Origin of the sequence: Pseudomonas sp. R11-23-07, from assembly GCF_003852295.1 — a bacterium.
GTDB lineage: Bacteria > Pseudomonadota > Gammaproteobacteria > Pseudomonadales > Pseudomonadaceae > Aquipseudomonas.
In genome coordinates this window covers 2711728-2724951 of record NZ_CP027761.1, presented here as the reverse complement: position 1 = coordinate 2724951, position 13224 = coordinate 2711728, and the positions used below count along the sequence as shown (strand labels likewise).

Genomic DNA, 13224 nt, shown 5'->3' with positions numbered 1-13224 from the left:
ATACGCCAGCGCCGACGCTGCCTGCGAACAACACTGTGCTGTTTCGATGCTTAATCCGGTAGTGTTGCCAAGTGTTTGGCTGTGTCGCGAAATGAGGAACACCGTTTGGATATCGAAGAGCTTCAGACATTCGTAGAGGTTGCTGACGCGGGGGGCGTTTCGCCTGCCGCAGCCCGGCTGGGCGTGTCCAAGTCAATCGTCAGTCGCAGGTTGGCGCGATTGGAAGCACAGCTTGGCGTGCAGTTGCTGACACGCTCGACTCGCGGCGCGGCGCTGACCGAGGCCGGCGCGACCTTTCGCGATTATGCAGCGAGGGTCTGCTCAGAAATGGAGTCAGCCAGGGAAGCGATCCTGCCTGCCGGAGCGCTGCAGGGTCGTTTACGAGTGGCCGCGCCGCTTTCTTTTGGCCCGACTCACTTCGCCCCCGTACTGGCGGAAATGGCCGTGCGGCACCCGCAACTTCAGATCCAGACCTGCTACAGCGACCGCTTCGTTGACCTCATCGCCGAAGGTTACGACTGCGCGATCCGCGTCGGCTACCTTCAGGATTCCAACCTGATCGCAAGACGCATCGGCCCGATCAACGGCAAGCTGGTCGCGAGTCCGGGCTATATCAAGGCTTATGGTTCACCCGAGAAACCTGAGGAGATAGCCGCCCATCAAGCCCTGATGCAAAGCACCGAAGCTTGGCAATTCATGGATGGCGACAAGATCGTCGCCATTCGCCCGCAAGGACGCTTCAAGGCCGACAACGGCATCGCGCTAGTCGCCGCCGCAGTCGCCGGACTCGGGGTCGCGTACCTGCCCGATTGCCTAACGTATGACAGCCTGGCATCCGGCGCACTGGTGCCGATCATGACGCGTTATCCACCACCGCCAGCGGGTGCTTACTTAGTCCGCCCGGCCGGTCAGCATCCTGCGCAGAAGATCCGGGTCTTTGCGCAATTGTTGATCGAGTATTTCGGGGAATCTCCGTATTTTGCGGGAGATGTTGCTGTTTGATTGGGGGAGGTGTTTGAGTGAGTGGCTGCCTACTGTGCTGAGCGCTTGTTGTTGACCAAGATAGGCACTGAGGTAAAATCGCCACCCCAAAAAATCAGCTTGCATAGCGAGAAGGAGCTTCGATGCGACGGGTGATGATAGTTGGTCAACCTGGGGCGGGCAAAAGCACTTTGGCGCGTGAGCTTGGCCAGCGCACGGGGCTACCGGTTGTTCATATCGACACTATCCACTGGCAGCCAGGGTGGATCGAAAGAAGCCGGGACGAGAAGACGCAGCTTTGTCTCGAAGTAGAGGCACGAGATTGCTGGATATTCGAAGGTGGCCATTCAGCCACGTGGGATAACCGGCTGGCACGCGCAGATCTGTTGATTTGGATTGACCGATCTGCAACGCTTCGATTCATGCGCGTACTGCGCAGAACGCTGCTCCAACGTGGTCAGTCTCGGCCTGACCTGCCGCAGAACTGCCCCGAACTGCTGGCCAACCTGCCGGAGTTTTTTAGATTCATGTGGCGGACGAAAAAAACAGCGCGAGCAAAGATGCAGCAACTTGTGGCAACAGCGCCATCAGATTGCCGCGTTGCTCGCCTGCGGTCTAATCGGGATATCGGCATTTTTCTCGCGAGCATTGGAAGTTCGACCGTCCAGGCCCCGCGAGATTGATCGACGGTTGATTGATTTAAAAAAGGCAAAGGCACGACTTCCCTTTCTGGGGATGGACCGTGCGATATCGCTCACGGACAAAAAGATATGATCCAGCATGGCAAAACCCTCATGATTCAGATGTTTTAGCCGCCGGCCACTTCGAGGGTCTGGGCATTGATCCAGGCGCCCTCCTCTGACGGCAACATTGCAGCACCGGATACGGCGATGGCCCGAGTCAACATGGCGATCCAGTGGATCCGCCGTGACTTCGCTGAGCCGATTGGGGTAGAGCGCCTGGCGCAACGAGCATCAATGATGCATCTCGGCGTTTCATCGCCACTTCAAGGCAGTCACCAACCTGAGTCCTTTGCAGTATCAAAAACGGGTTCGCCTGCTCCTGGCTAGAACACTGATGGTGGCCCACGCCAAGAGCGTGATGGCGGCGGCCTTCGAAGTCGGCTATGAAAGTGCGACACAATTCAGCAGGGATTATTCACTGGTGTTTGGACTGCCTCCTGCACAAGATACGGGGAGGTTCCTCGGGAAACGATCGCCACCAGACGCTAATCAGTTGGAGGGTTAGATAACGGGCTAGAAGAGAGCAGCGAGCGTTGGAAGCTATCCATAATTTTCATTCCGCCTGCGTAACCATAAGTCTCTTTAAATGCACTACGAGTTCAACCAGAATCCTTCAGGTCGATCACATCAGGATCCATCATGCCTGCAACCACAACCGTTACCGCCGCTGAAAACCGACAAAGCATACTCATCGTCGTAGGTTCGGTGTTCCTGTTGTCGGTGTCAGACGCTCTTATCAAGGCCACCAGCGCCGAGACATCGATGTGGCAGCTCTACGTGATTCGTTCGCTACTGGCCATTGGCATGCTCGTCGCCTTGTTGATGTACCGCCGCGGCACAATGCAGCAACGGCCGCTTTCCCCTTTGTGGATAGGCGCAAGAAGCCTGCTGCTTGCCTTGATGTGGATCGCCTTTTACAGCGCACTGCCCTTCATCAGCCTGACCATAGCCGCATTGGCAATCTATACGACACCTTTGTTTATCGCTTTATTCTCGGCAGTCACCCTGGACGAGCATGTCACACCGCGCAAATGGGTGGCCATTCTGGTGGGATTCGCCGGGGTGCTGGTCACGCTCGCGCCCAGTCAGGCTGACTTCAACTTATGGACACTGCTACCCGTGCTCGCTGCGATTTTCTATGCCCTCGCAGCGGTCGTGACCAAGGGCAAGTGCGCCAATGAGGCGCCCACGCACCTGGCCCTGGCGCTGAACATCGTCCTGTTGTTGATTGGGGTGGTCGGCAGCATTGTCGTTGCACAGACTGGCCCTCACCTGCCGGCCAACGAGGGCCTGCGGTTTCTGGTGGGCGACTGGTCGCCCATGGCGATCAGCGACTGGGGCGTGATGGTGGTGCTGGCGATTCTGATGGTACTGGTCAGTACCGGCATCGCCCGGGCCTATCAAATCGGCGAGACCTCGATCATCGGCGCATTCGATTACACCTACCTGATCTTCGCGATTGCCTGGGGGGCGTTGCTGTTCAATGAAGTGCTCAATGGCCGGACTGCGGTCGGTCTGGCCCTTATCCTGATTTCAGGCTTCATCCTGCTGAAAAAGCCCACTGCTGCGCGCTGAACGTGTCACATGCACAGGCTTTAACAAGGAGCTGTTTATGCTGGCAGTTGCATTACCCGCTGCGGACATACTGATAAATCTCGTTTACTCATGAAGACGCAAAGCACGCCAACGCACCTGGCCCCTGGTAAAGGACTGACCATCAGGCACTCTGGTGCTATCAAACCTGAGGGTAGCGTTTAAACAGCTCGGTGGCTTCCCAGTGTGCCGCATGTGCCTGCAACGCTGGGAAAGCAACCGCCCTGACCACATCAGCGACCATCAACTGTATGAACGACCAGGCGACGGCGCTGGTGATGTCAACCTGATCCGGCCGATCTGACGCAACCGATTGCCGTCCCGACAGTTGCGTATCCCATGCGCGACAAGCCGCCAACAACTGCCCGGTTACCCGCTCCAGCCAGGGCTGATGGCGTTTTTCCTCTGGTCGCAGCCGGTATTCATAGACAATCTGCACCGCCTTTTCGCAGGCAGCCAATGCCAGCCCCAAGGTCCGCAGCGAATCAGCCAGAGGCACGGCTTGGTGTGGCATCAATTTTCGCTCAGCCGGGCTCAGCGCCTCGAAGTAGTCGATGATCAGCGTCGAATCCATCAACACGCTGCCGTTATCCAGCACCAAACTAGGTGCCTTCACCACTGGGTTGATCGCAGCGAACGCTTCGAAGTCGCTGAATACCGAAAGTGCGGCGTGCTCGAACGAGACCTCCATCGCCTCCAGCGAAATAGCCACCCGTCGAACATAGGGAGAATCCAGCATGCCTATCAATTTCATCAGGTGATCTCCCTTTGTAATGGGGTCAATACTATTACCGTGCTCGCCCCTTGCACAGACTCACATCGCCCGTCACTCGAACTGCTGACGATTCTCCGGAGTAATCAACTGGAACGGCACCCAGATGATCGGTGTATCCAGCTTTTCGCCACGCGCCAGGCGGACAGCCGCATCAACCGCGCCACTCGCCTGCCCTACGGCATCCTGAAACACACTGACAGCCATCTTTCCATCCGCCATAAGCTTGAGCCCATCCGACGTGCCGTCGATGCCGCCGACCCAGTAGTCCTTGGCCTGCTTGCCGGCCTTCTCCAGGCCCATGATCGCGCCGATCGCCATTTCGTCGTTATTGGCGGCGACAATCGAAAAATCGACGCCCTGCTTCACCCAGTCCATGACCACCGTGGCGGCCTGGCTACGCTCCCAGTTGGCGACTTTTTTCTGCACGACTTTCATGTCCGGGTACTTGGCGACGACTTTTTCAACGTCCTCGGTGCGCATCAATGAGGACGCATTGGCGGGGTCGCCGACCAGAATCACCACGTTGCCCTTGTAGCCGGCCCGGCGTGCCAATTCTTCCATCTGCAAGGTGCCTGACTCCAGTTCATTGGAGCCGACAAACGCAGCGCGCGCGGTGAGCTTTTCGGGCGAGGGATTGCGGTTGACGAAGACCAGGGGAATATTCGCTTCGCTGGCCAACTGCATCATCTGCGGCGTGCTTTTGCCGTCGACCACGGCCACGATGATCGCGTCGACTTTGGAATGGATCAGGTTGCGAAACTGCCGCAGCTGCAATGCGGAATTGTCCTGCCCATTCTCCATGAAAATATCGATATCCATCGCCGCCGACTTTTGCTGCACGCCATTGCGCAGCAACGCCTGGAAATTATCGTCGTATTTGGCCATGGCCACGCCCACCAGCGGCGTAGCGGCCTGGGCCAGGCCTGTGGTTAACAGCGCCGACCCCAGGAAACATCTGAACCATGCTTTCATTTTCTAGCTCCCGAGGGTCAAACGCTGAATTGATGAAGCAGTTCACGCTGCACTTTGGCCATGGCCGATAAGCGTTGGCTGCTGCTGGCCGATTGCTCGGCACCTTCGGCCGTCTGCTGCGCCGAATCATTGATCTGGATGACCATCCGGCTGGTTTCCGCCACGGTGGCGCTCTGCTGCTCGGTGGCCGCAGCAATCTGGATGTTCATGTCGCGAATCGTGCCGACCGCCTCGCTCATCGAATGCAGCAATTCACCGGCTCCCGAGGCCAGCGACACGCATTGGCCCGACTGCACCTGGCTCTCGTTCATCACCTGGACCACGGAATGAATTTTTTCCTGCATCCGTCCGATCATTTCCTGGATTTCGCTGGTAGAGGTCTGGGTACGACTTGCCAGGGAGCGCACTTCATCTGCGACGACGGCAAAACCTCGACCTTGTTCGCCCGCACGCGCGGCTTCGATAGCCGCGTTGAGTGCGAGCAAGTTGGTCTGTTCGGCGATGGTACGAATGGCAACCACAATGCCTTCGATATTGTGGCCGTACTTCTGCAGTTCGTCGGTAACCTCGGTGGCTTTGTTTACCTGCTCGGCCTGAAGGCGAATGTTGACGATGGTCTCGGCCACACGCTCCTGTACTTGATCGGTTAGGTCACTGGTGTCGTCCACCGCCTTGCGGGTGTCTTGCGCGCGCCGTGCGACTTCTTCCACGGTACTTTCCATCTCAGTCATGGCCGAGGCCGCCGACTGCAACCTGTCTTTTTGCTCATCCACTACGCGAGTAGTCTGCTCGCTGCTCAAGGCATTGTTGTCCGCCGTGGTCGCCAGGGCATCGGCGGAGCTGATCAGCTCACGGAAGGTTTTGCGCAGGGCGATGGTCAGTTCATTCAGGTAGCCCCCCAGCTCCCCGAACTCATCCTTGCGCGAGACATCGAAACTGACGCGCATATCGCCGGCCGTCAGTTGCTTGAGCACCTCGCGAAACGCCGCCAGGGGACGACGCAGGCTGAAGGCGACCCAAATGCCGATCAGCACGGCGGCCAGCACCGCAAGTACACAGGCGATCAGCACCAGGCTGCGGCTGGTGCCGATGGTGGCGTTGGCATCGTCCCGGGCGTGATTGGCGACCTCAAGGGCCTGGCTGCCAAATTCGCCAATCTTGCCCAGGGTGGATTGCAGGGCGACTTCTACCGCCGTGCGTTGCTGCACAACCTGCGCGATCAATTTTGCCTCGGCGAGGTAGGCATGGAACACGCCGTCGGCGCCGGTCAGATCGGTGAGTAGACGATTGACCATCACGGCGGCAATCCGCCCGCCTCTTGGGTCAACGGCCAATAGCGCCTGGAGGCGCGTGCTGATGACCTCGTCCTGCAGGTTCAGCACGCGTTGCAAGGTGTCGATGGCTGGCGTCGCCGCATGCGCGGCCAGCCCGTCATAAGATTTATTGACTTCCAACAGCAGTTTTTCAGCCGCCGCCACCTGTTGTGCGTCGCCGGCACTGCGGGCCCGAGCAATGTAATCGCGCAGGTAACCCGCCAACTGCGAACCCTGGCCGCTGCTGTAACCTTGCAGCACTCGCGTCAACGCGAGTTGCTGCACATGCTCACGGTGCGAGGCCATCAGGGTTTGCGCCTGGTCGGCGTAGGCCGTCACTAACTGGCGCTGCTGGGCGAGGCCAGCCTTCAGCTCGTCGCGGTCGACGACGTAGACCGCCGTGCTGTCGAGCAAGCGATTGAACTGGGTAATGCTGTCGGTGAACGCTTGCTTGCCGGCGTCGATCTGTTTGACATCGGTGCTGATCAACATGGCCAGCAACGCCTGGTTGGCGCGCAGGATATGCACGTACAACTCACTGGCCGCACGACTCAATGGTGCCGATTGGCTCGTGATGATGCCCAGACGCTCGCTTATAGAATGCGTGCTTTGATAGCTGACCCCTGCCATGGTCAGCAGCAACAGCACAAGCACCGCAAAGCCCCCGATAACCCGCTGTAAAATGGTCATGGCTAACCCCGTTAGGTTTTTATTGTTGTGGAGCTGGTTTGAAGCGTCGGCGTACTTCGAGGGAGACTGCTCGGAGCGCTAAGGACTGGATCGGCCGCGCAGCCAGGAACTTGAAAGGAGAAAGCGACTGAGCGGCGTTTTCAAGATCGACCTTTGCGGGCTGGGCGTGGCCGCCCTACCCGACTTCATTCAACACTCCTTGATCCGGTTCCAAAGTTGAGCAACCTGCTCGGCACTGTCGGCTTTGACTCGGGCCAGATCGACGGGATAGTCGACACCCGGGTTTTCGACAAACCGCGTCGCCGTAAATTGTCCGTTGCTGGCGCGCAGGACATAGCCAGAATCCTCGCATTGCTGGGATGCCAGAAAGACCACCCCAGGCGCAACCCATTCGGGCTTGAGGTTTTCCGGTTCGCCGACAACACCCCACATACGCGTCTTGGCCACGGGCGATACCGCATTAACCAAGATGCCCACCTGCGCGCCTTCCATGCTCAACGCATTCATGATGCCCAATTGCGCCATCTTGCCGGCGGCATATGCCACCAGGCCCGTTTGTGCATACTGCTGGTACATCGCACGGTCGGACGACGTTAGTACCACCCGTGCGGCGGAGGACTGCTTGAGGTGTTTCCAGGCATGTTTGCATAACCATACAGGTGTATAGATATTGATATCCACTGCGCGGCCGATGAAGGTCGCGTCGGCTTCTTCAATGGGTTGATAACCGACCCAGCCAGCGTTGTGAATCAAGATATCAAGTTGGCCAAACGCCTCGATGGCCGCTGCGATCAATTGCTCGCAACCCTGTTCGCTACTCAGATCGCCATGATGCCCTACCACGTTGAAGCCCTTGTCCCTGAGGGTCTTGGCAGCCTCCATGGCGATCGAGCCATCGCCTCCCGCGCCCAGCTTATCTGCGCCGACATCATTGATCACCACATTGGCGCCCAGCGTGGCCAACGCCTGTGCGTAACTAAAACCCAGCCCTCGGCCAGCGCCCGTTATAACCGCAGTCTTTCCTGTAAAGTTCATTGGCGATTTCCTCTTGAGTACCAACTCACCTTAACAAGGTGTATCCGCGCTGTTTAATACTAACGGCGGCGCAAGTTGATACTTGGCGCCTATCAATCAGTTCAAATGAAGGAACAGAAGAAATGATCGAAACCCGCCTGTTACGCCAATTCATCGCCGTGGCTGAAGAACTGCATTTCCACAGGGCTGCTATTCGCCTGCACATGGCCCAGCCCCCGTTGAGCCAAGCCATCAATCGCCTCGAAGACAAACTGGGATTCAGCCTGTTCACCCGTAATAAGCGCGGGGTCAAACTGACCCCGGCCGGCGGTGCGTTCCTGAACACGGCCTATAGCACCCTCAAAGAGCTGGAGTTGGGCACCGAACACGCACGTCAGGTATCCGAGGGGATTGCCGGCACACTCACGGTGACGGCGGTGTCCATCGCCTACTACGAGTCGCTGCTCAGCATCCTGCGGCAGTTCCGCGAGACGTTCCCCAACGTGCAACTGATCATCAAGGAGATGCCCTCCTCCAGCCAGGCCAAGGCCATTCTGGCGGGAGAAGCGGATATAGCCTTCATGCGCAAGTTGCCGATTTCGGCAGAAACCGTCGAGTCACGCCTGTTGCTGGATGAAGAGATCGTGATGGCGCTGCCCGCCCATCACCCCAAGGCGAAGGAAGGTCAGATCGACTTGCGGGACTTCGCCGGGGAAGACTTCGTATTCACCCCCGAAGCTCTGGGCAGCGGCTATCACAGTCAGCTGATCGCGTTGTGTGAAGCCGCCGGTTTTTATCCCAAGGTGGTGCAGGAGGCCGCGCAGATCCATACCCTGATCGGCCTGGTCGCCTGTGGCTTCGGCGTTGCTCTGGTGCCTGAGTCGATTGCCAGCTCAATCATGCGCGACAAGGTCCTGTTCCGCCGGATCTACCCGGTGACCGCCTCCCCCAACCCGGCAATCGGCCTATATATGAGCTGGAACACCCACAACGAATCACCGTTGATGGACAGCTTCATTTCCATGCTCGACTTCAACGCAGCCCCCCAGGTTGAAAGGACGCTGGCCGTCCAGGTCAGTTAGAGCGCCAGTGGGTAATTCTTGAGCGATGCGCCCATGGGCTACAGCGTTTGCTTCTGCCCCTAACCATCGGCTGAAAGCACTGTTCACGCATCAACAGTGCCTGGACAGCTTGTACTGAATCAACACACGCCAATTACCAGATACTTTACATATCTAATTGAAATAAAAGCATTTACCCCTCTGGCATGGCGCATGCAATCACCTGTGCTCCTACCCCGAAGGATGCATCCATGCCCCAGACACTGCCCCAGGCGCTGTTGCGTCAAGCCCACATCCGCGGGTCGGCGATCGCTTTGCGCTACAAGCGCCTGGGCATCTGGCATGAGCGCAGCTGGAGCGAGGTGGCTCGCGAGGTCAGCCAGCTCGCCGCTGCCTTGCACCAGCGCAGCTTGGGGCGTGACGATGACCTGTTGATCATCAGCCAGGCGCGTCCCGAAGCGTTGTTGCTGGCGCTGGCGGCGCAATGGTTGGGCGCCAGCGTCACACTGCTCGACCCGGAACGCGACAATCAGGTGTTGCTGGGCGTGCTGCGGCCGCGCTTCGTGGTCGTGCAAGACCTGGACACGTTGCAACAACTGCGTGAGCGTGACGTGGTGGTGTTCCTCGACGGGCGTGGCCTGAGCCAATACCCGGACGCCGGCTTGATCGACTATGCCGACTTGCGTACCGATGCCCCGCCCCCCGCCCACGCGCCGCAACCCGACGCCACTGCCTTCGTCTTTCATGCCGAGACCACCCAGCGCCTGACCCATGCGCAGTTGCTCGCAGGCGCCCGTGCGCTGGTCGACCGGGAACACCTCGGCGCCGACGACGAGGCCCTGGCCGCACGGGTGTTTGCCGCCAGCGGGCAAGCACGCTACCTGCTTGCACCCTGGCTGCATGCCGGCTTTGGGCTGAACTTTCCGGAGGCCCTGGCCACCCGCGATACCGACCGTCGCGAACTGGGCCCGACCCTGGTGCTGGGCACCCGCGAATCCTATGCGCGCCTGGAACAGTGGGTGCGTGAGCGCCTGCCGCTGCCGGGGACGTTCAGCCATCGCGTGTACCGCTGGGGCATGCAGCCGAGCCGATCCCCCCTACGCCGCTGGCTGGGGCACTGGCTGGTCCGTCGGCCACTGCTGGATGTACTGGGGATGAGCCGCCTGCGCGTGCCTTTGTTGGTCGGGCCAGCGTTGAATCCGGACAGTGCGGCGTTCTTCGGTGCCCTGGGCATCCGTCCCGGCCATTGGCAAGAACCCGCTTCCCGCCACGAACCCAGCGACCACTTGCTGCCTCAATCTGCCTGACGAGCCTTCCATGCGCACACCCACTGAAGCGGTATTACTGCGGCTCGATGACATCTCTCTGTCGTTCAAAGGCATCAAGGCCATCACCTCCATCAGCTTCGAGGTCAAGGCCGGCGACATCTGCGGCCTGATCGGCCCTAACGGCGCGGGTAAAAGCTCGTTGCTGAATGTAATCAATGGGGTCTACCACCCCCAAAGCGGCAGCATCCAGTACGCAGGCCAGACCCGCAGACGCATGCGTGCGCACCAGGCGGCCGAAGGCGGCATTGCGCGGACCTTCCAGAATATCGCGCTGTTCAAGGGCATGAGCGTGCTCGATAACGTGCTCACCGGGCGCAACCTCAAGCGCCGCAGCAGTTGGATCGAGCAAATGCTGCGCCTGGGCCGGGCACCGCGTGAGGACGACGCGCACCGCCTGCAAGCGGAAAAGGTGATTGCCTTTCTACAGATCCATCCCTGGCGCCATGTGCTGGTCGGCACCCTGCCCTATGGCCTGCAAAAACGTGTCGAACTGGCCCGCGCCCTCGCCGCCGAACCCACCCTGCTGTTGCTGGATGAGCCCATGGCCGGCATGAACGCCCAGGAGAAGGCGCAGATGAGCCAGTTCATCCGCGACATCAACCGCGAGTTCGGCACCACCGTGGTGTTGATCGAACACGACATCGGCGTGGTCATGGGCCTGTGCGACCACGTGGTGGTGCTCGACTACGGTCGCAAGATCGGCGACGGCACCCCGCAACAGGTGCGCGCCAACCCCGATGTGATCGCCGCCTACCTGGGTACCTGAGCATGGAATTTTTCTTCGAAGTGCTGATCGGCGGGCTGCTGGCGGGTGTGATGTATGCCCTGGTGGCGATTGGTTTTGTGCTGATCTACAAGGCCTCCGGCGTGTTCAATTTTGCCCAGGGCGCCATGGTGCTGTTTGCCGCGCTGACATTTGTCAGCCTGTTGGAGCGAGGCTTCCCGTTCGCCTGGGCGTTCCTGGTCACCCTGGCGAGCATGGTGGTGCTGGCGCTGCTGATTGAAAAAGTCGTGCTGCGCCCGTTGGTCAACCGGCCACCGATCATCCTGTTCATGGCCACCCTTGGGCTCTCCTACATGATCGAAGGGTTTGCGCAGTTCCTGTGGGGCGCACAGGTGCACGGGCTGGACCTGGGCATCGAAGACGAACCGCTGGAAATCCGCGGCATGCTGCTCTCGCAATTCGACCTGTTTGCCGCCGGCACCGCAGCCGTGCTGGTGATCGTCCTGTCGCTGCTGTTCAACAAGACGCGGGTGGGCCTGTCGTTGCGCGCGGTGGCCGACGACCCGCTGGCGTCCATGGCCATCGGTATCCGCCTGCCCCGCATCTGGGCCCTGGTGTGGGCGGTGGCAGGGTGTGTCGGCCTGGTGGCCGGGTTGCTCTGGGGTGCGCGCCTGGGCGTGCAGTTCTCGCTTTCGCTGGTGGTGCTCAAGGCGCTGCCGGTGCTGATCATCGGCGGGTTCTCGTCCATCGGCGGGGCGATTGTCGGCGGCTTGATCATCGGCGCGGCAGAGAAAGTCGCCGAGATCTACCTCGGCCCGCTCATCGGCAGCGGCATTGAAAACTGGGTGCCGTATGTCCTGGCGTTGCTGTTCCTGCTGGTGCGGCCTGCCGGGCTGTTCGGCGAGCGCGCCATCGAACGGGTTTGATTGTCCCTGAGGAACTCTCTGCATGCTGTATCAAGAAACCGGTCAAATCAGCACCTCCTACGCGGCCGAGCGCCGTACCTTTCGCCTGCGCCAGGACCGCGTCGCGCTGTGGCTGCTGCTGGGCCTGGCGTTTTTTGCGGTGCCTTGGCTGGGCAATGACTACTGGTTCAGCGCAATCCTGGTGCCGCTGCTGGTGCTGTCGCTGGCCGGGCTCGGGCTCAACCTGCTGACGGGCTACGCCGGGCAACTCTCACTGGGCTCGGCGGCGTTCATGGCCGTGGGCGCGTTTGCCGCCTACAACCTGCATTTACGCGTACCCGGTCTGCCGCTGCTGGTGAGCTTTGCCCTGGGCGGCGTGATTGCCGCCGGGGTGGCGGTGTTCTTCGGGCTGCCGAGCCTGCGCATCAAGGGATTCTACCTGCTGGTGGCGACCCTCGCCGCGCAATTCGTGGTGGAGTGGGTACTCACCCGCTTCAGCTGGTTTACCAACGACAACGCGTCCGGCGTGATCACCTCCCCGCCGCTGCTGATTGCCGGACTGGATTTCAGCTCCCCGCGCGGCCGCTACGTGCTGACGCTGGCCGTGGTGGTGGCGCTGTTCTGGCTGGGTAAAAACCTGGTGCGCAGCGAACTGGGGCGTAACTGGATGGCGGTGCGCGACATGGACACCGCCGCTGCCGTGATCGGTATTGGGCTGTTGAAGGCCAAGCTGCTGGCGTTTGCAATCAGCGGCTTCTACCTGGGCGTCGCCGGGTCCCTGTGGGCCTTCGCCTACCTGGGCACGGTGGAACCTCACGGCTTTGACCTGAGCCGTTCGTTCCAGGTGCTGTTCATCATCATTATCGGCGGGCTGGGCAGCGTGCTCGGCAACATCCTCGGCGCCGCGTTCATCGTGTTATTCCCGATCCTGCTGGGCAACCTCTTCGCCCTGTTGCCCGCCGGGCTGATGGATGCGGGCCAGCTGGAGAACATCCAGAAGATGCTGTTTGGCGCGCTGATCATCGTTTTTCTGATCAAGGAACCGGAGGGGCTGGCCCGTCTGTGGCAGCGCTTTCGTCAACGGGCCAGGGTTTGGCCGCTGCGTTACTGAACTCAATACCCCCC

Annotated in this window: 12 protein-coding genes and 2 pseudogenes; 9 read left to right on the top strand and 5 right to left on the bottom strand. The window is 60.0% G+C overall.

The genetic code is table 11. The features are described 5' to 3' along the window. Positions 1 to 105 precede the first annotated feature (105 nt). The 4 genes and pseudogenes from C4J84_RS12385 (at position 106) to C4J84_RS12370 (ending at position 3299) form a co-directional block, all read left to right on the top strand. Positions 106 to 1002 (top strand): LysR family transcriptional regulator, encoded by an 897-nt coding sequence (locus C4J84_RS12385; RefSeq protein WP_124370669.1) that lies wholly within the window; start codon positions 106 to 108, stop codon positions 1000 to 1002. 122 nt (positions 1003 to 1124) lie between these two features. Continuing rightward, positions 1125 to 1664, top strand: a complete 540-nt coding sequence (locus C4J84_RS12380) for an AAA family ATPase (protein ID WP_124435431.1) — start codon at positions 1125 to 1127, stop codon at positions 1662 to 1664. A 186-nt stretch (positions 1665 to 1850) separates the two neighbouring features. Further along, positions 1851 to 2229: pseudogene (locus C4J84_RS12375) on the top strand (helix-turn-helix domain-containing protein); the annotation flags it as partial. Positions 2230 to 2363: 134 nt separating this feature from the next. Next, positions 2364 to 3299 carry a DMT family transporter gene (locus C4J84_RS12370; RefSeq protein ID WP_124435430.1) on the top strand — a complete coding sequence of 312 codons (936 nt, stop codon included), beginning with the start codon at positions 2364 to 2366 and terminating at the stop codon, positions 3297 to 3299. A 160-nt stretch (positions 3300 to 3459) separates the two neighbouring features. Here the strand turns inward: C4J84_RS12370 and C4J84_RS12365 are convergent, their stop codons facing one another. The 5 genes and pseudogenes from C4J84_RS12365 to C4J84_RS12350 form a co-directional block, all read right to left on the bottom strand. After that, positions 3460 to 4071 (bottom strand): glutathione S-transferase, encoded by a 612-nt coding sequence (locus C4J84_RS12365; RefSeq protein ID WP_124435429.1) that lies wholly within the window; start codon positions 4069 to 4071, stop codon positions 3460 to 3462. Between the two features lie 72 nt (positions 4072 to 4143). Further along, a complete protein-coding gene (locus tag C4J84_RS12360; protein WP_124435428.1) occupies positions 4144 to 5064 on the bottom strand; it encodes a substrate-binding domain-containing protein in 921 nt (306 codons plus the stop codon). Between the two features lie 17 nt (positions 5065 to 5081). Beyond that, positions 5082 to 5837: a methyl-accepting chemotaxis protein gene (locus C4J84_RS26740; RefSeq protein WP_372238208.1), complete on the bottom strand. Its 756-nt coding sequence runs from the start codon at positions 5835 to 5837 to the stop codon at positions 5082 to 5084. A 102-nt stretch (positions 5838 to 5939) separates the two neighbouring features. Continuing rightward, positions 5940 to 6359: pseudogene (locus tag C4J84_RS26735) on the bottom strand (HAMP domain-containing protein); the annotation flags it as partial. An 897-nt stretch (positions 6360 to 7256) separates the two neighbouring features. Further along, positions 7257 to 8102, bottom strand: a complete 846-nt coding sequence (locus C4J84_RS12350) for an SDR family NAD(P)-dependent oxidoreductase (protein ID WP_124435426.1) — start codon at positions 8100 to 8102, stop codon at positions 7257 to 7259. 122 nt (positions 8103 to 8224) lie between these two features. Here C4J84_RS12350 and C4J84_RS12345 point away from each other — a divergent pair, with 122 nt between their 5' ends. From C4J84_RS12345 to C4J84_RS12325, 5 genes are all read left to right on the top strand, one after another. After that, the gene (locus C4J84_RS12345) at positions 8225 to 9163 is read left to right on the top strand and encodes a LysR family transcriptional regulator (protein ID WP_124435425.1); all 939 of its coding nucleotides are present in this window, start codon (positions 8225 to 8227) and stop codon (positions 9161 to 9163) included. Positions 9164 to 9393: 230 nt separating this feature from the next. After that, positions 9394 to 10449, top strand: a complete 1056-nt coding sequence (locus C4J84_RS12340; RefSeq protein WP_124435424.1) for an AMP-binding protein — start codon at positions 9394 to 9396, stop codon at positions 10447 to 10449. Positions 10450 to 10459: 10 nt separating this feature from the next. Then, a complete protein-coding gene (locus tag C4J84_RS12335) occupies positions 10460 to 11236 on the top strand; it encodes an ABC transporter ATP-binding protein (RefSeq protein ID WP_124435423.1) in 777 nt (258 codons plus the stop codon). Between the two features lie 2 nt (positions 11237 to 11238). After that, a complete protein-coding gene (locus C4J84_RS12330; RefSeq protein WP_124435422.1) occupies positions 11239 to 12120 on the top strand; it encodes a branched-chain amino acid ABC transporter permease in 882 nt (293 codons plus the stop codon). 22 nt (positions 12121 to 12142) lie between these two features. Further along, positions 12143 to 13210, top strand: a complete 1068-nt coding sequence (locus C4J84_RS12325) for a branched-chain amino acid ABC transporter permease (protein WP_124370650.1) — start codon at positions 12143 to 12145, stop codon at positions 13208 to 13210. Positions 13211 to 13224: the final 14 nt, after the last annotated feature.